Origin of the sequence: Cognatishimia sp. MH4019 (assembly GCF_020177595.1) — a bacterium.
GTDB lineage: Bacteria > Pseudomonadota > Alphaproteobacteria > Rhodobacterales > Rhodobacteraceae > JAHTBL01.
In genome coordinates this window covers 119,873-138,348 of the sequence record NZ_JAHTBL010000001.1, presented here as the reverse complement: position 1 = coordinate 138,348, position 18,476 = coordinate 119,873, and the positions used below count along the sequence as shown (strand labels likewise).

The window sequence follows — 18,476 nt, the reverse complement described above, 5'->3', positions numbered from 1 at the left end:
TCGCGACGGAGAGGATCGAAATCATGACCATTCAGACCGCTTTGACCGCGTTAGAACCAGTCTTAGGCGATCGGCTCACCCGGTCCAAGTCCGATCTGGATTTGCATGGCCGTTCGGAATCGCATTTCGCGACCACGCCGCCCGATGCAGTGGCCTATCCGGAGAGCGTGGAAGAGGTGGCGGAACTGGTCAAGCGCTGCGCAACACATGACTGCCCAATCATTCCCTGGGGGACCGGTACGTCGCTGGAAGGGCATGCACTGGCGGTGCGCGGTGGGATCTGTGTGGATTTTTCGCGGATGAACAAAGTGCTGGCTGTGCACCCGGAAGATATGGACGTGGTCGTGCAACCGGGCGTCACGCGCGAGGATCTGAATACCGAGCTGCGCGCGACGGGGCTGTTTTTTCCGGTCGATCCGGGGGCCAATGCCTCGCTTGGCGGGATGGCGGCGACACGGGCGTCGGGGACGACCGCAGTGCGCTACGGCACGATGGCCGACAATGTGATGGGCTTGCAGGTTGTGACCGCGCAGGGAGAGATCATCCGCACCGGCACGCGGGCGCGCAAATCCTCGGCCGGGTATGATTTGACGAAGCTGATCGTGGGCTCGGAAGGCACGCTGGGCCTGATCACCGAATTAACGCTGAAGCTGCAAGGCCAGCCAGAGGCCGTGAGTGCCGCCGTCTGCGCGTTTGAGACGGTCGATGCGGCGGTGAACACGGTGATGCAGACAATCCAGATGGGCCTGCCCATGGCGCGTATCGAATTGGTGGACGCGGCCACAGCGCGGGCTTTCAACAGCTATGCAGGGGCCACGATGCCGGAGATGCCGCATTTGATGGTGGAGTTTCATGGCACCCCCGCCGCAGTGGCCGAACAATCCGAGATGTTCGGGGCAATTGCCGACGAGATGGGCGGCAAAGGCTTTGACTGGGCCACAAAAGCTGAAGACCGAACGGCGCTTTGGAAGATGCGCCACAACGCCTATTACGCGATCCTGGCCTCGCGTCCGGGTGCGCGGGCGCTCGTGACGGATCTTTGCGTGCCGATTTCGATGCTCGCCGAGGCGATCAACGAGACTGTCGCGGATATCGAGGCGTCGTTCCTGACGGGACCGATTGTGGGGCATGTGGGGGACGGCAATTTCCACTCGGCCCTGCTGATCGAGGACGGCAACGCCCGCGATCTGGAGGAGGCGCTACGCCTGTCGGACCGGATGGTTGACCGGGCGTTGCGCATGGGCGGCACTGTGACAGGCGAGCATGGCGTCGGCATGGGCAAGATGAAGTATATGGAGCGTGAGCATGGCGGCGGCTGGGACGTGATGGGCCAGATCAAGCGTGCAATGGACCCGCAGAATATCCTGAACCCCGGCAAACTGGTGCGCGGGAACTAAGAATTTTAGCCCGCCAAGAGAGCCCGTGCCGCGCCACGGGCCTCGTCGGTGATTGTGTCACCAGACAACATGCGGGCAATCTCGTCCACACGGTCAGGATCGGTGAGCGGGACAACTGTTGAGGTGGTCATGTCTTTTTCGACCCGCTTTTCAACGCGCCAGTGATGGCCGCCAAGTGCTGCCACTTGCGGGGAGTGGGTCACGACCAGCACTTGAGCGTCAGAGGCAAGCGCGGCCAATCGGCGACCCACAGCATCTGCGGTCGCTCCGCCGACACCGCGGTCGATCTCGTCAAAGATCATTGTCAGACCGGAGGTCGCCTTGGTCAGACATACTTTGAGGGCCAGCAAAAAGCGGCTCAGCTCACCGCCCGAGGCGATCTTGTTGAGCGGGCCTGAGGGTGCGCCCGGGTTGGTGGCGACCGTAAAGGCCACCGCGTCTGTGCCGTCCGGACCGGGATCGGCAAGCGTGATTTCGGTGGTGAAAACGGCGCGGTCCATCTTGAGCGGGGCGAGTTCCGCGGACATGGCTTTGTCGAGCTTGGCGGCGGCTTTCTGGCGCGCCTCAGACAGGCGTGTGGCGGCCGTTTCATAAGAAGTTTCAGCGGCTTGCACCGCGCTTTTCATCTCGGCCAGATCGCCAGTGCTGGCGTCCAGCGTGGCAAGGCGCGTGCGCAAGTTTTCGGCAAAGGCGCTCAAATCATCGGGCTGGACGTCATGCTTGCGGGCCAAGGCGCGGATCGCGAACAGACGCTCTTCGGTGTCTTCCAGCTCGGACGGGTTGAAGGACAGCGCATCCAGCGCGGTCTCGATCCCGATGGTCGCTTCACCGAGTTCTACGAGCGCCCGTTCTAGGGCGGCGATGGGGGCGTCAAGCTGACCTTCCGCTTGCTCTGCCGCGCCTTCCAGCCAGCGGATCGCGTCACCCATCCGGCCTTCGGCACCATCATTGCCCAAAGCGGAATGAGCCTTGCCCACATCCTCGCGGATACGTTCGGCGCCTTGCATGAGGCGGCGCAGAGCGTCGAGCTTTTCGTCTTCGCCGGGTTCGGGGGCCAGCGCGTCGAGCTCGGCCACGGCATGGCGGAGGAAATCTTCCTCGGCAGCGAGTTCATCGAGCTTGGTTTGCAGCGCGGCCAGCGCTTTGCGGGCGTCGGCCAAGGCGCGCCAGGCTTTGCGCGTTGCATTGATCTGCGCAGAAAGGCCGCCAAACTCGTCCAGCAGAACGCGGTGGCCACGCGGGTTGAGAAGCCCGCGATCATCATGCTGGCCGTGCAACTCGACCAGCGTGTCAGACAAGGCGCGCAGCACTTCACCAGAGGCGCGGCGATCGTTGACATAAGCGGTCTTGCGGCCATCGCGGGTATTGACGCGGCGCAAGATCAGCTCGTCCGAGCGGGACCAGCCTGCCTCTTCCAGAACGGCTTGCGCTGGGTGATCGTCAGGCAGATCGAACCAGGCGGTCACCTCCCCCTGCTCTGCCCCGGCGCGCACCAGTTCGGCACGCCCGCGCCAGCCCAGCACGAACCCAAGACTGTCGAGAAGGATGGATTTGCCCGCGCCTGTTTCGCCGGTGAGCACATTGAGGCCGGGCTGAAACGCAAGTTCCAACCGGTCAATGATCAGCATGTCCCGAATGTCGAGACCTCGCAGCATCAGCGCTCACCCCCTTGGGTCAGGTCAGAGCCAGCGGCCCTGCACCACCTGCCGATAGACCTGCCGCAGCCAACTGTCGCCCGCCGCTTCCAGCTCGAGTCCGCGGCCTGTGAGCAGCTTGAAGCTGTCCTCATACCAATCGGTGGCTTGGAAGTTGAAACCAAGGATCGCGCCAGCGGTCTGGGCCTCGTCGGTCAGACCCAGCGAAAGGTAGCTTTCGACCAGACGGTGCAGCGCCTCGGGCGTGTGGGTTGTGGTCTGGAATTCCTCGACCACAACGCGGAAGCGGTTGATCGCTGCGGAGTAGTGGCCGCGCTTGAGGTAGTAGCGTCCGATCTCCATCTCTTTTGCGGCGAGATGGTCGAAGGCCAGATCAAACTTGAGAATGGAAGACCGCGCATATTCGCTGTCGGGATAGCGCTCGATCACCGTGCGCAGAGCTTGCAGCGCCTGAAAGGTCAGACCTTGGTCGCGGCCCACTTCGTCGATTTGATCGTAATAGCTGAGCGCCAGCAGATATTGCGCATAGGCGGCGTCTTCATCGGCGGGGTAGAAGTCGATGTAGCGCTGCGCGGCAGAGCGGCTTTGCTCGTAATCCTGATTCTTGTGATGGGCGAAGGCCTGCATGATCAGCGCGCGTTTCGCCCATTCGGAATAGGGGTAAAGACGCTCAACCTCGCCAAAGAAACGCGCGGCTTCTTCGGGCTCGGATTGAGCGAGTTCGAACTCTGCGCGGTTGTAAATCTCTTCCGCGGAGTAGTTTTCGAGGGGTTGTTCGCGATTGCCGCCGCCACCGCATGCGGCCAGAACGACCACACCCAGCAATGCCACTGTTCCCCGAAGTTTCCCGTAAGCGCCTGTCATGAGACTGTTTTTCCCGTTCATTCTGACAGAAGGATACTGCAATCCCCCACCGTGTTCTTCGCGGTTTAGCACAGAAAAAACGAGGGCAAAACGCCTTTGACGCGGAAAACGTCAGGCAATCGCAGGAAGGTCGGCTTTGCGGACGCCAACACCGGGCAGAATACGGCTTTCACGGTCTGTGCATTGCTCGACAATATAGGCGGTTGGATCAGCAAAAAGCGCATGGAGCAGCTTGTTCGTCAGGGCATGACCAGCACGGTTGCCGGTATAACGCGCCATAAGCGGCGCGCCCGCCAAGCCCAGATCGCCTAAAGCGTCGAGCATCTTGTGGCGGACAGCTTCATCCTTGTAGCGGAAACCGCCGGGGCTGAGCACCGCGTCGCCATCCACAACGACCGCGTTGTCCAGGGTGCCACCCAGCGCCATGCCGTTGGCGTGCATAAATTCGATGTCCGAATGACGGCAGAAGGTGCGGCTGTCGCACAACTCGCGCACGAATGTGCCGTTGGACAGGCTGAGCGTCTTGGTCTGCTCGCCAATGGCGGCATCCTCAAAGTCGATACGAAAGTCCATGATCAGGTGATCGGCGGGGTCAAGACGGGCCGAGGCCAAGCCGTCAGTCACCTCAACGCGGCGCAACACGCGGATCGCGGCGACAGGTTCATCTTGTGCCTGCAGGCCCGCGGCCAGGAAGCGCTGCACGAAAACCGCAGCAGAGCCGTCAAGGATCGGAAGTTCGGGGCCGTTCAGCTCGACCAACGCGTTATGGATGCCGCAGCCAACGAGCGCGGCCATGATGTGTTCAAGCGTGGAGACAGAGACACCGTCACCATTGCGGATCAGCGTGCAGAGCGAGATCTGTTCGACCGCGTTCCACTTGGCAGGCACGAAAGGATCCGCACCGGTCACATCGGTGCGTTTGAACCAGATGCCGTGATGGGCAGAGGCCGGGTGCACAGTCGCGCGCACAGGTTCCCCGCTATGGAGCCCCACGCCTTCGAATGTCACCGATGTTTTGAGCGTTTTTTGCACGTTTGCCTCAAGTCGACACACCACATTTTTTCGCTGGTGCAGAACATACCTATCTACGGGTCGGGTGGGTCTCAACTCACTCTTTGTAACGAGCTGAAACATGTAGAATCACGTCGGCATATTTTTGCTGATACCTGGCAAGTCATTGACAATAAAAAGAAAAGGCCACCCGAAGGTGGCCTTTAATGTTTCAAATGTGACGTATTCTAGTTGGCTTGCCGACGCAGGAAGGCGGGGATTTCGATCCGCTCCTGTTCGGGGTCGGCTTCCGGCTCGTCATCATAGGATTGCACTGGCGGTTGCTGGCGCATCGGCGCGGGGGCCGCGCGTTCTGCGCCTTCGGTGCCATGGCCCGTCATACGATTGATCAGCGAGTTGATCCCGAAACGCGGCTTGTCGGCTTCGGCCTGAGGCTGTGGCGCGGGAGCTGCTGCCTGTTGGGTCGGAACCTTCTGAACAGCGGCCTGCAAACGCGCCATCGCCTGGGGAGACGGTGCGCCGGGCTGAGGTGCTTTGGGCGCCACAAAGGCGGCGGCTTCGGGTGTTTCAACCTCAGCCGCGGCGGGCTGGGGTTGGTAGGCCGGGGGCGGCAGATCGTCTGTCGCTTCAGGCTCTGCCCGGGCTTCAAAGCGCGGCTCGAACACGGGCTGAGCGGGTGCGGCCTGAGGCTGTTCAGGCTCCATACGGTCCAGCAAGGACGGCTCGGGCATGGTCGCGGTTGCGGCAGCGGGGGCTGCGGCAGCGGCAGGTGCGAAGGCGGGCGTTTCCTCAACGGCTTCGGCGACGTCTTCGGCCGCGTCTTCGACCGGCTTCAGCGGCTCGGCCAGCGAACGGCGCGGCAACGGTGTTTCAGCGTTGCTTTCGGTGGCGTCAATGCCGGTGGCAACAACGCTGACGCGCATCGTGCCTTCCATACCAGTGTCGAGGGTCGAGCCGACGATGATGTTGGCGTCGGGGTCAACCTCTTCGCGGATGCGGTTTGCGGCTTCGTCCAGTTCAAACAACGTCAGGTCGTAGCCACCGGTGATGTTGATCAGAACGCCATTGGCGCCGCGCAGTGAAATTTCATCGAGCAGCGGGTTAGCGATGGCTTTCTCGGCGGCTTGGATCGCGCGATCTTCGCCCGTGGCCTCGCCTGTACCCATCATGGCTTTGCCCATCTCGTCCATCACAGCGCGGACGTCTGCGAAGTCGAGGTTGATGAGGCCCGGACGGACCATCAGGTCGGTCACGCCTTTGACACCTTGGTAAAGCACGTCATCGGCCATCGAGAAGGCTTCGGTGAACGTGGTCTTTTCGTTGGCGAGACGGAACAGGTTCTGGTTCGGGATGATGATCAGCGTATCGACGACCTTTTGCAGCGCCTCCACGCCGTCTTCGGCCTGACGCATACGCTTGCCGCCTTCAAACTGGAAAGGCTTGGTCACGACACCGACGGTCAGAACGCCCAACTCACGCGCCGCTTGGGCGATGATCGGAGCAGCCCCCGTCCCGGTGCCGCCCCCCATGCCAGCGGTGATGAAGCACATATGCGCGCCGGCAAGGTGATCGACGATCTGTTCGATGCTTTCTTCAGCGGCGGCGGCACCAACGGTTGCGCGGGCCCCTGCCCCCAAACCTTCGGTGACTTTCACGCCCATCTGGATTTTGGCTTGTGCCATCGACTGCTGCAGCGCCTGCGCGTCGGTGTTGGCTGTGACGAACTCGACCCCGTCGAGCTCTTTCTCGATCATGTTGTTGACGGCATTGCCGCCAGCGCCGCCGACACCGAAGACGGTGATACGGGGTTTCAAGTCTTCCTGCCCGGGCATCGAAAGGGTCAAAGTCATAATGTGTCCGCCTGTTATCTGCCATTTTGAGGGGGTTGACCCCCGAATTAGCGCCAATGCTAGCGTGACATTCCCATCACGTCACCCAAAAAACACGATTTTGACGCAAAATGTCGTGTTTTCTTAAGGGTTTTCAGCGGTATTTCGCTCAACACCCCAGATTTAGCGTCTACCAGTTGTCCTTGAACCAGCGGATCGCGCGTTTCAGCGATCGCGCCGGGTATTTTTCGGCGGGAACTTCGAAGTCCCACCATTCGTCTTGCGGGTTTGCGGCAAAGAGGCACAGGCCAACGGAAGACGCAAAAGCGGGTCCAGTTGCGGCTTGTGGAAGACCTTGCACGCGCAGCGGGCGGCCCAGGCGTACCTGCTGGCCGAGGATCTTGGAGGCCAGACCATCGAGGCCGGGGATCTGGCTGCCACCGCCGGTCAGAACGATCTGCTGGCTGGGCAGATGCTCGAACCCGGCGGCGTCCAGACGGACGCGGACCTCTTCGAGGATTTCCTCGACCCTTGGGCGCATGATCCCGATCAGTTCAGCGCGGCTGACCGTGCGGCGGTCATGCTCCCAATCGCCGGTATCACCGCCGATTTCGATCATCTCGCGGTCGTCCATGCCGGTGGCGACAACGCCGCCGTAGAAGGTTTTGATCCGTTCGGCGGTCGCGGGTGGGACTTGCAGGCCCATGGAGATGTCTGAGGTGACATGCTCCCCACCCAGACGCACGGCGTCGGAATAGATCATGTGCTTGCGCATAAAGATCGACAGGCCGGTGGCCCCGCCGCCGAGGTCGATACAGGCTGCGCCCAGTTCCTGTTCATCCTCCACCAGCGACGAGATGCCGGAGACGTAGGACGACGACGCAAGCCCAGCGAGTTCAAGATCACAGCGCTTGATGCAATAAAGCAGGTTCTGGATCACCGTTTCATCGACCGTGAGCAGGTGCATATCGACGGCCAGTTCGTTGCCCATCTGCCCGCGCGGATCGCTGAGGCCAGAGCGGTGGTCGATGGCGAAGTTGACGGGCTGAGCGTGAAGCACCTCGCGCCCGTCACCAAAATCGGGCACATCGCAGGAGGCCATGACACGGGCGATGTCCTGCTCGGTCGCGATGTTTTCGTCCAACTCGACCATGCCATCAAGGCCGTAGGAACGCGGGCGGGCCCCGGCAAAACAGGCGATCACATGATCGACGCGCGTGTTGGCCATCTTCTGGGCGGCTTGCACAGCGGTGCGGATCGCACGTTCGGTCTCTTGCATGGCGTCAATCTCACCAAAGCGGACACCGCGCGACCGGGTCGTGGCTGCGCCGATCACCCGAAAGCTGGACTGACCGGCGAGCGAGCCGATGCCATCGGCGTCGGAAAACTGCGACGGACCATCAAAGCGCAGCACCAGACAGGCGATCTTGCTGCTGCCAATATCGAGGATCGCAATCACACCGCGCTGCATGGCGGCTTGCCGCATGTTCCTCATGGCCCGTTGGGTCTGGTAAAGGTCGGTCATCTTCTATTCTGCCCCATTTTGCCCGGTCTGGATGTCGCGTATGCGACGCAGTTCTTCGACTGCTGTTGTATTCAGCCGGATCGTTGGCCGGCTGGCATTTCGGATGTCCACGACCGCAAGGTCGCGGGCCAACATGTCTTTGGCGTGATCCAGAACGATCACACGCTCCAACGCGGCCACGGCGCCCTCTTCGGGCAACAGGATGCGTTGGTCGCGATCAAGGGCCACGTCCCAGCGGCGCTCGCCCATGCGCACCAGACCGCGGATGCGGTCAGCGATGGGGGCGGAGACGGCGAGGAGTTCAAGCGCTTCGGTGGCGTGGTCGGCAGCGCCTTCGCCGGAAATCAGCGGCAGGTCAGGGCGGCTGAGACGGGCGGGAATGTCGGCGACGACATAGCCTTCACGGTCCAGCAGCTTGACGCCTTCGGGGGAGCGCCAGACGATGGCGGGGATACGTTCGGTGATCTGCAACTCCAGAACGCCGCCGGGCTTGATGCGCACGGCGGCGTCTTCCACAGCGGCAAGCTCTTCAATATCGCGCTGCATTTGCGCCAGATCCAGATCGAAGGAAGAGATCGGGAATTCCACCGGGAAGACGCGGCGAATGTCTTCGGCGAGCGGCTCGGACGCGCCGTCGATGGCCATCAGTTTAACCATGAATTCGGGGCGCGTTTCGATCTGGTTGCGCAGATCGGCCACCATCAGGCCCGCCTTTTCGCGGTTGTCGGGGTTGGCGAAATAGGCACCGGCGGTGAAAACGAGCAGAAAGGCCGGGACCCCCACGCGGAGCAGCGCGCGGAAGAGCGGTGTCAGCCAGAGCCGGTGCATCCTATAGGCCCAACGGGACGGTGCGGGATCGCGGCGGGGCGCGGCAGGACGGCTGGCGGTCATCGGTTGCATGACGCGTCCTCAACCATCCAGCGGCAGAGCTTGCCGAAAGACATTCCGGTTTTCTGCGCCTGCTCAGGGGTGAGCGATGTGGGCGTCATTCCGGGTTGCGTGTTGGTCTCCAGCAGGATCAGGCCCTTGAGACCTTTGCTTTCGTCCCAGCGGAAATCGGTGCGCGACACGCCGCGGCAGCCCAGCGCGTTATGGGCGCGGACAGCATAGTCCATGCAGGCGTCGAAGATGTCTTGCGGGATGTCGGCGGGGACAACGTGGTGCGACCCGCCCTCTTCATATTTGGCGGCGTAGTCATACCAGCCGTCGGTTACGATATCCGTGACGGTCAGGGGGCGGTCGCCAATGACCGTGGTGGTGAGTTCGCGACCCGGCGCGAAGGCTTCGACCATGACCGCGTCCGGCATTTCAGCGTTCAGGCGTGGGGGCTGGTCGTCCTCGTGTACCAGATAGACGCCGACGCTGGAGCCTTCGTTATTGGGCTTCACTACATAGGGCGGCGGCATGACATGGGCGGCTTGGACGTCTTTGGCGAGCGCAATCACGCTCTCCACAACGGGCAGACCGTGGGTTTTATAGACATCCTTGGAGCGCTGCTTGTCCATCGCGAGCGCCGAGGCCAGCACACCGGAATGGGTGTAGGGGATTTGCAGCCACTCAAGGAGGCCCTGCACGCAGCCGTCCTCGCCCCAGCGGCCATGCAACGCGTTGAACACAACGTCAGGGGCCGCGTCCGAAAGACGCGTCATCAGGTCCGGACCCGCGTCCAGCTCGATCACAGTGAATCCTTCGTCCCGTAAAGCGGCGGCGCATTCACGCCCGGTGGACAAAGACACTTCGCGCTCAGCCGAAGGTCCGCCCATCAATACCGCCACTTTCGGGGGTGTCCTGCTCGACATCCCGTGTGCGCCTCAGTTTTACCGCAGGTCGTCTTGTGCGACCCGTTTCTTGTTTATTCGTTCGTGCCTGTCGGGGTCGGTTCACCGACCCTCATAATTTCCCACTGTAGCTCTATCCCACTGGTTTCGTAAACCCTTTTGCGTACGTGCTCGCCAAGGTTTTCCAGATCGGCCGCTGTCGCCGTGCCGGTGTTGACAAGAAAGTTGGGATGCTTGGGCGACATCTGCGCGCCGCCAAGGGTTGCACCACGCAGTCCGGCGTTGTCGATCACCTTCCACGCTTTCAGCTCGTGACTGTCATCTGCTTGGCCGGTCGAGGAAAATCCGGCGGGGTTGCGGAAGGTGGAGCCTGCGGTGCGGTCTTTTGTGGGCTGGGTTTCGTCGCGCTTTTTCAGCTGGGCTTCCATGCGGGCGTGCAGGGCATCAGGGTCGCCCCTGGGTGCGCGGAAGGTCGCTTGGGTGAGGACCCAGCCCTCGGGCAGATCGCTTTGGCGGTAGGCAAAGTTGAGGTCTTTTGCGGTCAGTGTCACCTCTTCGCCGTCGCGTGTGATCGCTTGAGCCGACTGGAACACATCCGCCACATAGGAACCATAGCACCCCGCGTTCATCCTTATGGCTCCGCCGATGGCCCCGGGAATGGTGCGCAGGAACGTCAGGTCGAGGCCTTGGTCGGCGGCCTTGCGCGCCACATGGGCGTCGAGGGCCGCGACGCCTGCGGTGACTTCGTTGTCGTTGATTTCAATGCCGTTGAAACCCCGCCCCATCCGGATCACGACCGCGCGGATGCCGCCATCGCGGACGATCAGGTTCGAGCCCACGCCCATGGGGAAAACCTTGGTGTCGGCGGGCAGCGCTTTGAGGAAGTCCTTGAGCTCCTTAACGTCCGCTGGCTGGAACAGGTAATCCGCAGGGCCACCAACACGGAGCCAAGTGAGGTCCTTGAGCGGACGGTTCGGCGTGAGCATGCCGCGTGGGGTTGAGAGAGTGGTCATGAGGTGGGTGGTAGTTTGGGGATCGAGTTGGATCAAGGGAGATTACGCGCCACCGCCAGTCACACCATCCCAAATCCGTCTCGCCAAATCAGACAGCCCATCGAAGCGTTTCACGGCCTTCAAGGTCGTATCCGCAGCATCAGCGGCCTTCCCGCTCACTTGAACTGCTTGATCCTTATATGTCTGAACGGTCGCACCGACCTTCGCCATCTGAAAGTCTCGTTCGCGCTTCAGACTGTCTTTCGCCTCGTCACTAGCTGCCCCGTCAATGTCGCGCGTCAGCCGGTCGATGCCATCTAGCACATCGTCCAGAACGGCAACGTCCTCGCGCACTAAGGCTGGAAGTTGCCCTTCGTCACCAGATCGGACGCGATCCACGAGTATTCGGAAATCGCGCAACACGTCCCATGGGTCGGCAGCATCTTCCATTCGCAGCTCCCTCAGAACCGCAAAGCGCGCAAGCGTATTCGCGAAATGAGAGCGGATGAGTTCTTGAAGGTCCTTTGAAATCGAGTTCAGCGGCTCATGCAGAACGCCAAACTCTCTTTCGATATCATCACGGCGTGCGGCGGCCTCAACAAACCTGCCATACTCAAGCAGCTTACCAACCCGCAAAGTGCCTTTGTCTTCGGCGCGCGCAAGTTCCGAGCATATCTCGTCAAGATAGGTACGCACGCCCCCGGCACCTTGAAGAGCACCGCCTTCTGCCTCTAAAGCGCGGCTCAGAGTCTTAAGGCTGTCTTCAACTTCCTCAGCGTCCCCTAGGAACCGTTTGAGAGCTTCCTCGTCATCCAGATGTTTCCAATCATCAGGCATTGGTATGGCCCGCATGACATTCTCGAGCGAGTCATAGGAGAAGTCGAAAAGCGCAGCGGTCAGAAGTTCTTGCGGGGTGATTGAACCTGAGGATTGCGTCTTCGTTGCATACCGCTCAACAATTTCCGCAATCATCGGGTTGATATGCGCGGGGCCTTGTTCCCAGTCCTCGTTGTCGATCAACACGATCTCTTTCAGCATCTCCCATTCGCTATTGGAACGAACCTTGCCATGCATCAGTTCATCATACCAGTCTACCCAGAATGACCAATCAACTTGGCTGTCTTCAAGCAGACGTTTCTTAAGGTCTAACCAATGCAATGGGTCTTGAAACATTGGCCAGAGAGGTGCCGCAAAGCCATTCCCTCCTTTATGGACCGTGCAATCAAATCGAACTGCTTTCCAAACGTTCAGCGCCGTAGCTTCAGAGAAAGATCTGATGGTCAAAGCTGCACTAACCTGAATAACAAACGGATCACCTTCCGCTGTGGGGTCTTGGAAAACACTGTAAGCCGAACAAACCGCGGAACGAGCAGCGCCTGCGTGCTGCGCGGCAAGAGCAAGGACCGCTCCTTCATCACCGCGGGAAAAGGCACCACCAATCATAAACCGCCCTGCCTCCTTCGAGGCTTCAAAGGCTCGGTTCTTGATCGATGTGTTTTCAGGAGATGCTGCAAAAACCGCCGAAGCGAGCGCAGACCGCAGCACCCGCAACGATAGCGGATCTTTCTCTTGTAAGTTTGATGCGAAGATCCAAGCCCAAAATACAGGCAAAGAGCGAAGTGCAGAACGCAGCGCTATTAAGATCGACGCGTCTTTCGGATGCTCAATTAACCAATGAAGAAGGCTCTCTTCATCAACAATTTCGCTAATCTCAACCATATCTGCACTTTGCATCGCAATCAGCGGGCCAACAACCCACTACCGCCCCAACGTCCGTTTCACCCACCGCCACGCATAAATCACCGGCCATTTCAGCAGCCAGCCTCCGGCGATCAGCACACCCAAAGCCCACCAAATACCAGCCTCCCACCAGACCCAGCCGACGATCGGGAAGCCGACGGCGATCAAGGCGTAGGCGCGAGACCAGTGGTTGTCTTTGCTGGGGATCATCGCGGCGATGTTGGCGATGAGGAGCCAGAGGCAGGCGGCGATGAGGCTGTACGTCATTTGGGGATCTCGGGGTGTTCGCCTTTTGCGCGTTTATAGAGGTAGCGCAGGGGGTTGCGGAACATTGAGATGAAGGCGGTTGTGCCGAGGGCGGCGATGAGCCAGCCGTGTTGCGCGCCGATAAAGGCGATGCCGAAGGGGGCGGCGATCAGCAGGATCACGCCGGGGGCGTACTGGTGCTTCATGGGCAGCATGGCGACGACGGTCGCGGCCAGCACCCAGAGGGCGGCGAGGATGAGGGAGAGGCTCATGGGCGCGCCTTACATGTCGGGGTCAGAAAATTCAGAATTTTCTAGGCAGAATTTTCTGAAAATTCTTCACTTGGACAGACGCTCCGGCAGGCCGTTGGCCCATGTGCTGATTGTGCCCGCGCCAAGGCAGACGACCATGTCCCCCGGGCGGGCCTGTTCGCGCACGAGGCGCTCCAGATCATCCTCAGAGACAATCGCGCGGGCGTGGCGGTGGCCGTGGCGGATCAGGCCTGCGACCAGATCATCGCGGGAGGCGCCTTCGATGGGGTCTTCGCCAGCCGAGAAAACCTCGGCAATGGCCACCACATCGGCATCGTTGAAACAGGCGCAGAAGTCTTCGAAGAGATCGTGCAGGCGCGAGTAGCGGTGGGGTTGGTGCACCGCGATGACGCGGCCTTCGGTGGCTTGGCGGGCGGCTTTGAGGACTGCGGTGATTTCCACGGGGTGGTGGCCGTAATCGTCGATGATGGTGACACCGTTCACATCGCCGACCTTGGTGAAGCGGCGGTTGACGCCTCCGAACGAGGCCAAGGCTGCGCGAATTTCCTCGGCTTTCATGCCCAGATGGCGGGCGACGGCGACGGCGGCCAACGCGTTGGACACGTTGTGATCACCGGGCATAGGGAGGCTGCAATCTTCGATCACGATATCCTCGGCCTGCAGGGCGATGTCGAAATGCGCCACACCGCCTTTATAGGTCAGGTTCATCGCGCGCACATCGGCTTGGGCGTTGAAGCCATAGGTCACGACGCGACGGTCGGTGATCTTGCCGACCAGCGATTGCACCTCGGCATGGTCGGTGCAGCAGACGGCCAGACCGTAGAACGGGATGTTGGAGACGAAATCGAGGAACCCCTGACGCAGGGTGTCGAAATCACCCCAATGCTCCATATGCTCGGGGTCGATATTGGTAACGATGGCGATGGTCGCAGGCAGGCGGTTAAAGGTGCCGTCGGATTCGTCGGCTTCCACGACCATCCATTCGCCCTGCCCCATCCGCGCGTTGGAGCCATAAGCGTGGATGATACCGCCATTGACGACGGTGGGGTCCAGATCACCGGCGACCAGAAGCTCGGCCATCATCGTGGTGGTGGTCGTCTTGCCGTGAGTGCCCGCGATGGCGATGTTGGATTTCAGGCGCATCAATTCGGCCAGCATTTCGGCACGGCGCACGACGGGCAGGCCAAGGCGGCGGGCCTCGTCCAGCTCAGGATTGCCGGGTTTGATGGCCGATGAAATCACCACCACCTCAGCCCCTTCAAGGTTCTCGGCGCGTTGTCCTTCGAACACCACAGCCCCCAGCTTTTTCAAGCGGTCGGTGATCTTGGACGCCTTCAGGTCAGACCCCTGCACCGTATAGCCGTGGTTCAGCAACACTTCGGCGATGCCCGACATGCCGATGCCGCCGATGCCCACGAAATGGATCGGCCCCACGTCGCCGGGAAGTTTCGTCGCTGCGTTCATTCTGGGGTCTCCGTCCATCGTGCTGCTCCTTGTTTTCGGCGCTTAGGCGCTCTGTAAATCCTCGACCATGGCGACGAGTCGGTCGGTCGCGTCCGGGCGGCCCGTTCCTAACGCCGCAAGCGCCATTTGCAAGGCGGCATGTTCGTCCGACAAGACCGCTTCGATCTGTTGGGCCAAACTGTGGACGGTCAGCGCGCTCTCTGGAATGAGGATCGCGGCATTGGCATCGACCAATCCGCGCGCGTTTGCGGTTTGCTCGTCCCGGATGGCGGCAGCGAGCGGGATCAGGATCGACGGACGGCCAATCACGCTGATATCGGCGACCGACGAGGCCCCTGCCCGACTGATAACAAGCTGGGCTTCGGACATGCGCGTGGGGATGTCGGTGAAAAACGGCGCGACCTCGGCGGTGATACCGTTCTGGGCGTAGAACTCGACGACACGCTCATGGTCGCTGTCACGGGCCTGATGACTGACGCGGATGTTTTTCAGCATCTCCATGGGAAGGGCAGCAATCGCGGGCGGCACGACATCCGACAGGATCGTGGCCCCTTGAGAGCCACCCATCACCAGGATCGACATCGGGTAATCGCCGGGGGGAATGTAGGCGGCCCCAGCACGCTCCATCACGGCGGCGCGCACAGGGTTGCCGACGGGAACGCCTTCGATCCCGTCCGGCAGTTCGGTCGGCCAAGTGCCACATGCGACGCGGTCCACGCGCTTGGCGAAAAGCTGGTTCACGCGGCCCAGCACGCCGTTTTGTTCATGGATCATGCGCGGCAGGCGCAGCAGCGTGGCGGCGCCCATGGCAGGGATGGCTGGATAACCGCCAAAACCAACGACGACGGCAGGCTTGTCACGCATCATCCTGAGCGTTGCTCCGATCACACCGCTCGCAATTCGGAAAGGCACCAGTGCCTTGGCCAGCAGCCCGCCACGCGCGAAGGTGGCGCTGGCAAGCTGTTCAATCTCGACCACATGGGGAAAGCCGCCCGTATAGCGCGCGCCGCGCGCATCGGTGCTGAGCTTGACGCGCCAGCCCTTGCGCAGCATCGCCTCGGCCAGGGCCTGAGCGGGGAACATATGCCCGCCCGTGCCTCCTGCGGCGATCACCAAAAGCGGTGCGTTGCTCATGTTTACCTGCCTCGTCTGAGGAGAATATCTCCGATTTCGCCTTGGGGTCTTTTACGCGTAAAGGCCAGCAACATGCCAACCGCGATCCCCCCTGCGATAAGCGAAGACCCGCCGTAGCTGACAAAGGGCAGGGTCATGCCCTTGGCGGGCAGAAGGCGCACGGCGACGCCCATGTTAATCATCGCCTGAATGCCAAAGACACAAACAAGGCCAGTGCCTGCAAGGCGGATGAACGGGTCCCGCTCTTTCATCAGGCGCATCAGCGAGCGCACGACCACCGTGGCATAAAGCGCGATGATGATGCCGACCAGGATCATGCCGTATTCCTCGGCGGCGACGGCGATGATGAAGTCGGTATGCGCGTCAGGAAGGGACCACTTCACCTGGCCCTCCCCCACGCCCACGCCAAAGAAACCACCTTCGCGGATCGCGTTGGTGGCGTAGCCAAGCTGCGTCGTCGGATCGACATCCGGCGACAGGAAACCGTCAATGCGGCGCGCGAAGTGTTCGGAATTGGAATAGGCGATGGTGCCTGCGAACAGCACCATTCCCGCCATACCCAGCAACAAAACCATCGGCGCGCCCGCAACGAAATACATCACACCCCACGCGAACAGGATCAGGCAAGCCTGGCCAAAGTCAGGCTGCATCGCCAGAAGGAACACGATGATAATCGTCAGCGCGAACGACAAGGTCTTACCCGGTGGGCCGTTGATTTCCTGGCTTGCGGCCAGCATCCATGCGGCCATCACGACGAAACCGGGTTTCAGGAATTCAGAGGGTTGGATCGACGCAAATCCCAGCGAATACCAGCGCACAGCGCCTTTTCCGAAATCCGTTCCGAAGACCGGCAAAAAGGCCAATGCGGCAAAGGCAACGATAAAGCCCAGAACGGCCAATCGGCGCACCACCGCCGGCGACATCATCGACGTCAGCAACAGCACCACCAGCGCCATGCCGCCAAACACCGTCTGCCGGATCACATAGTGAAACGGCTCAAACCCGTTCTTGGCCGCCAGCGGCGGGGAGGCTGCAAAGCCCAGCATCAAACCGATGCAAAACAGCCCCAGGATCGCGGACAATGTCCAACGATCAATTGTGCGCCACCATTTGGGAAGAATGGGCTCGCCGTCCCGCGATGGGAGAGAGCCATAGACCATCTCAGTCATGGATAAATACCGCCAACTTGCCTCAATCACGCCCCTTTGCGGGGTCTGGAAGTGAGTTTATCAAGGCAGCTCCGATTTGGCTAGGAAAACTGCGCCGCGTTTGCGGATTGACGCCTTCGCGCGCGATCCTCAAAAGGCGGTCATGGCATATCAGACGATCATATTGGGCGCAGGAGCCGCAGGCATGATGTGTGCAGCCCATGCAGGTCCGGGCGTTCTGGTGATTGATCATGCCAAAGCGCCCGGCGAAAAGATCCGCATCTCGGGCGGGGGACGCTGCAATTTCACGAATATGTATGCCGCCCCTGAGAACTTCCTCAGCCAGAACCCGCATTTCTGCAAATCCGCGCTGAGCCGCTATACCCAATGGGATTTCATTGATCTGGTGGCGCAGCACGGGATTGCCTATCACGAAAAGACGCTGGGTCAGCTCTTTTGTGACAGCTCGGCCAAGGACATCATCGCGCTTCTGCTGGCGGAGATGGAGAAGGTCGGGGCTGAGCTGCGGCTGCGCACCTCGGTGCTGTCGGTCGCAAAGACCGAAAGCGGGTTTTCGGTTGAAATTGAGCAGGATGGCACGCGCGAGACGCTGAACTGCGCAAACGTGGTGATCGCGACGGGTGGCAAATCAATCCCGAAAATGGGTGCGACCGGATTTGGCTACCAGATCGCCAGACAGTTCGGCCTACCCTTGATCGAGACGCGCCCTGCCCTTGTGCCGCTGACCTTTGGCGAAGACATCATGGCTGATCTCAAACCGCTCGCAGGGCTTTCTGCCCCGGCGCGGGTCAGCTGTAATGGGACCAGCTTTGAGGAAGGTCTGCTGATGACCCATCGCGGGCTCTCTGGTCCGTCGATCCTGCAAATCTCAAGCTATTGGCGCGAAGGTGACGCGGTAACAGTCAATCTCGCACCGGAAATGGACGTCAAAACCACGCTCAAAGCCAAACGTCAGGAAAATGGCCGCCGCCAAGTCAGCACCGTGCTGGGCGATCTGCTGCCCGCACGGTTGGCGCAACATCTGGCTGGCATCTCGGGGCTCTCAGGCAATATCGCGGATCTGGCGGATACCGCGCTGGATCATCTGGCCGCGACGATCACGGGCTGGTCACTGAAACCCAACGGCTCCGAAGGCTACCGCACAGCCGAGGTTACCCTGGGCGGTGTGAACACCGACGCGCTGTCATCAAAAACGATGCAGGCGAAAGACATCCCCGGCCTCTACTTTATTGGCGAAGTGGTCGACGTGACGGGTTGGCTGGGCGGCTATAACTTCCAATGGGCCTGGTCATCAGGCTGGGCAGCAGGCCAGGCGATCCAACAGCGCCCCGCCTAAGCGCGCCTCGTTTCGCTTTTTCAAAATATCCCCGCCGGAGGCTAAAGAGTTTTTACAAAACTCT

The 18,476-nt window shown here is 60.9% G+C and carries 16 protein-coding genes; 2 read left to right on the top strand and 14 right to left on the bottom strand.

Annotated features, from left to right (window positions below; genetic code table 11):
- Window positions 1–23: 23 nt before the first annotated feature.
- A complete protein-coding gene (locus KUW67_RS00615) occupies window positions 24–1,397 on the top strand; it encodes an FAD-linked oxidase C-terminal domain-containing protein (protein ID WP_224823330.1) in 1,374 nt (457 codons plus the stop codon).
- 5 nt (window positions 1,398–1,402) lie between these two features.
- On the opposite strand, the gene recN is transcribed toward KUW67_RS00615, so the two are convergent.
- The 14 genes from recN to ftsW all read right to left on the bottom strand — a co-directional run bounded on the left by recN (window position 1,403) and on the right by ftsW (window position 17,076).
- Window positions 1,403–3,052: a DNA repair protein RecN gene (gene recN / locus KUW67_RS00610; protein WP_224823329.1), complete on the bottom strand. Its 1,650-nt coding sequence runs from the start codon at window positions 3,050–3,052 to the stop codon at window positions 1,403–1,405.
- 24 nt (window positions 3,053–3,076) lie between these two features.
- Window positions 3,077–3,916 (bottom strand): outer membrane protein assembly factor BamD, encoded by an 840-nt coding sequence (locus KUW67_RS00605; RefSeq protein WP_224823328.1) that lies wholly within the window; start codon window positions 3,914–3,916, stop codon window positions 3,077–3,079.
- 111 nt (window positions 3,917–4,027) lie between these two features.
- Window positions 4,028–4,948 (bottom strand): UDP-3-O-acyl-N-acetylglucosamine deacetylase, encoded by a 921-nt coding sequence (gene lpxC, locus KUW67_RS00600; RefSeq protein ID WP_224823327.1) that lies wholly within the window; start codon window positions 4,946–4,948, stop codon window positions 4,028–4,030.
- A gap of 206 nt (window positions 4,949–5,154) precedes the next feature.
- On the bottom strand, window positions 5,155–6,777 hold the full coding sequence (gene ftsZ / locus KUW67_RS00595; protein ID WP_224823326.1) for a cell division protein FtsZ: 1,623 nt from the start codon (window positions 6,775–6,777) through the stop codon (window positions 5,155–5,157).
- A 169-nt stretch (window positions 6,778–6,946) separates the two neighbouring features.
- Window positions 6,947–8,281 carry a cell division protein FtsA gene (ftsA, locus tag KUW67_RS00590; RefSeq protein ID WP_224823325.1) on the bottom strand — a complete coding sequence of 445 codons (1,335 nt, stop codon included), beginning with the start codon at window positions 8,279–8,281 and terminating at the stop codon, window positions 6,947–6,949.
- A 3-nt stretch (window positions 8,282–8,284) separates the two neighbouring features.
- A complete protein-coding gene (locus KUW67_RS00585; RefSeq protein WP_224823324.1) occupies window positions 8,285–9,181 on the bottom strand; it encodes a cell division protein FtsQ/DivIB in 897 nt (298 codons plus the stop codon).
- The gene (locus KUW67_RS00580) at window positions 9,169–10,080 is read right to left on the bottom strand and encodes a D-alanine--D-alanine ligase (protein WP_224823323.1); all 912 of its coding nucleotides are present in this window, start codon (window positions 10,078–10,080) and stop codon (window positions 9,169–9,171) included. Before KUW67_RS00580 ends, KUW67_RS00585 begins: the two co-directional genes overlap by 13 nt.
- A 53-nt stretch (window positions 10,081–10,133) precedes the next feature.
- A complete protein-coding gene (gene murB, locus KUW67_RS00575; RefSeq protein WP_224823322.1) occupies window positions 10,134–11,072 on the bottom strand; it encodes a UDP-N-acetylmuramate dehydrogenase in 939 nt (312 codons plus the stop codon).
- A gap of 42 nt (window positions 11,073–11,114) precedes the next feature.
- Window positions 11,115–12,770 carry a hypothetical protein gene (locus KUW67_RS00570; RefSeq protein WP_224823321.1) on the bottom strand — a complete coding sequence of 552 codons (1,656 nt, stop codon included), beginning with the start codon at window positions 12,768–12,770 and terminating at the stop codon, window positions 11,115–11,117.
- Between the two features lie 39 nt (window positions 12,771–12,809).
- Window positions 12,810–13,058 (bottom strand): DUF2484 family protein, encoded by a 249-nt coding sequence (locus KUW67_RS00565; protein WP_224823320.1) that lies wholly within the window; start codon window positions 13,056–13,058, stop codon window positions 12,810–12,812.
- A complete protein-coding gene (locus KUW67_RS00560) occupies window positions 13,055–13,309 on the bottom strand; it encodes a DUF2484 family protein (RefSeq protein ID WP_224823319.1) in 255 nt (84 codons plus the stop codon). Before KUW67_RS00560 ends, KUW67_RS00565 begins: the two co-directional genes overlap by 4 nt.
- A gap of 66 nt (window positions 13,310–13,375) precedes the next feature.
- Window positions 13,376–14,773, bottom strand: coding sequence for a UDP-N-acetylmuramate--L-alanine ligase (murC, locus tag KUW67_RS00555; RefSeq protein ID WP_224823795.1), 1,398 nt, complete (start codon window positions 14,771–14,773; stop codon window positions 13,376–13,378).
- Window positions 14,774–14,815: 42 nt separating this feature from the next.
- Window positions 14,816–15,907, bottom strand: coding sequence for a UDP-N-acetylglucosamine--N-acetylmuramyl-(pentapeptide) pyrophosphoryl-undecaprenol N-acetylglucosamine transferase (locus KUW67_RS00550; protein ID WP_224823318.1), 1,092 nt, complete (start codon window positions 15,905–15,907; stop codon window positions 14,816–14,818).
- A 2-nt stretch (window positions 15,908–15,909) separates the two neighbouring features.
- Window positions 15,910–17,076 carry a putative lipid II flippase FtsW gene (gene ftsW / locus KUW67_RS00545; protein ID WP_224823317.1) on the bottom strand — a complete coding sequence of 389 codons (1,167 nt, stop codon included), beginning with the start codon at window positions 17,074–17,076 and terminating at the stop codon, window positions 15,910–15,912.
- Window positions 17,077–17,218: 142 nt separating this feature from the next.
- Between ftsW and KUW67_RS00540 the strand changes: the two genes are divergently transcribed.
- On the top strand, window positions 17,219–18,412 hold the full coding sequence (locus tag KUW67_RS00540) for an NAD(P)/FAD-dependent oxidoreductase (RefSeq protein ID WP_224823316.1): 1,194 nt from the start codon (window positions 17,219–17,221) through the stop codon (window positions 18,410–18,412).
- Window positions 18,413–18,476: the final 64 nt, after the last annotated feature.

Coding starts and splice junctions, on each gene's coding strand:
- murC (WP_224823795.1), bottom strand. CDS start 14,773: ATGAACGCAGCGACGAAACTTCCCGGCGACGTGGGGCCGATCCATTTC.
- KUW67_RS00605 (WP_224823328.1), bottom strand. CDS start 3,916: ATGACAGGCGCTTACGGGAAACTTCGGGGAACAGTGGCATTGCTGGGT.
- KUW67_RS00560 (WP_224823319.1), bottom strand. CDS start 13,309: ATGAGCCTCTCCCTCATCCTCGCCGCCCTCTGGGTGCTGGCCGCGACC.
- ftsW (WP_224823317.1), bottom strand. CDS start 17,076: ATGACTGAGATGGTCTATGGCTCTCTCCCATCGCGGGACGGCGAGCCC.
- KUW67_RS00565 (WP_224823320.1), bottom strand. CDS start 13,058: ATGACGTACAGCCTCATCGCCGCCTGCCTCTGGCTCCTCATCGCCAAC.
- KUW67_RS00570 (WP_224823321.1), bottom strand. CDS start 12,770: ATGGTTGAGATTAGCGAAATTGTTGATGAAGAGAGCCTTCTTCATTGG.
- KUW67_RS00615 (WP_224823330.1), top strand. CDS start 24: ATGACCATTCAGACCGCTTTGACCGCGTTAGAACCAGTCTTAGGCGAT.
- KUW67_RS00540 (WP_224823316.1), top strand. CDS start 17,219: ATGGCATATCAGACGATCATATTGGGCGCAGGAGCCGCAGGCATGATG.
- recN (WP_224823329.1), bottom strand. CDS start 3,052: ATGCTGCGAGGTCTCGACATTCGGGACATGCTGATCATTGACCGGTTG.
- KUW67_RS00550 (WP_224823318.1), bottom strand. CDS start 15,907: ATGAGCAACGCACCGCTTTTGGTGATCGCCGCAGGAGGCACGGGCGGG.
- ftsZ (WP_224823326.1), bottom strand. CDS start 6,777: ATGACTTTGACCCTTTCGATGCCCGGGCAGGAAGACTTGAAACCCCGT.
- KUW67_RS00580 (WP_224823323.1), bottom strand. CDS start 10,080: ATGTCGAGCAGGACACCCCCGAAAGTGGCGGTATTGATGGGCGGACCT.
- murB (WP_224823322.1), bottom strand. CDS start 11,072: ATGACCACTCTCTCAACCCCACGCGGCATGCTCACGCCGAACCGTCCG.
- ftsA (WP_224823325.1), bottom strand. CDS start 8,281: ATGACCGACCTTTACCAGACCCAACGGGCCATGAGGAACATGCGGCAA.
- KUW67_RS00585 (WP_224823324.1), bottom strand. CDS start 9,181: ATGCAACCGATGACCGCCAGCCGTCCTGCCGCGCCCCGCCGCGATCCC.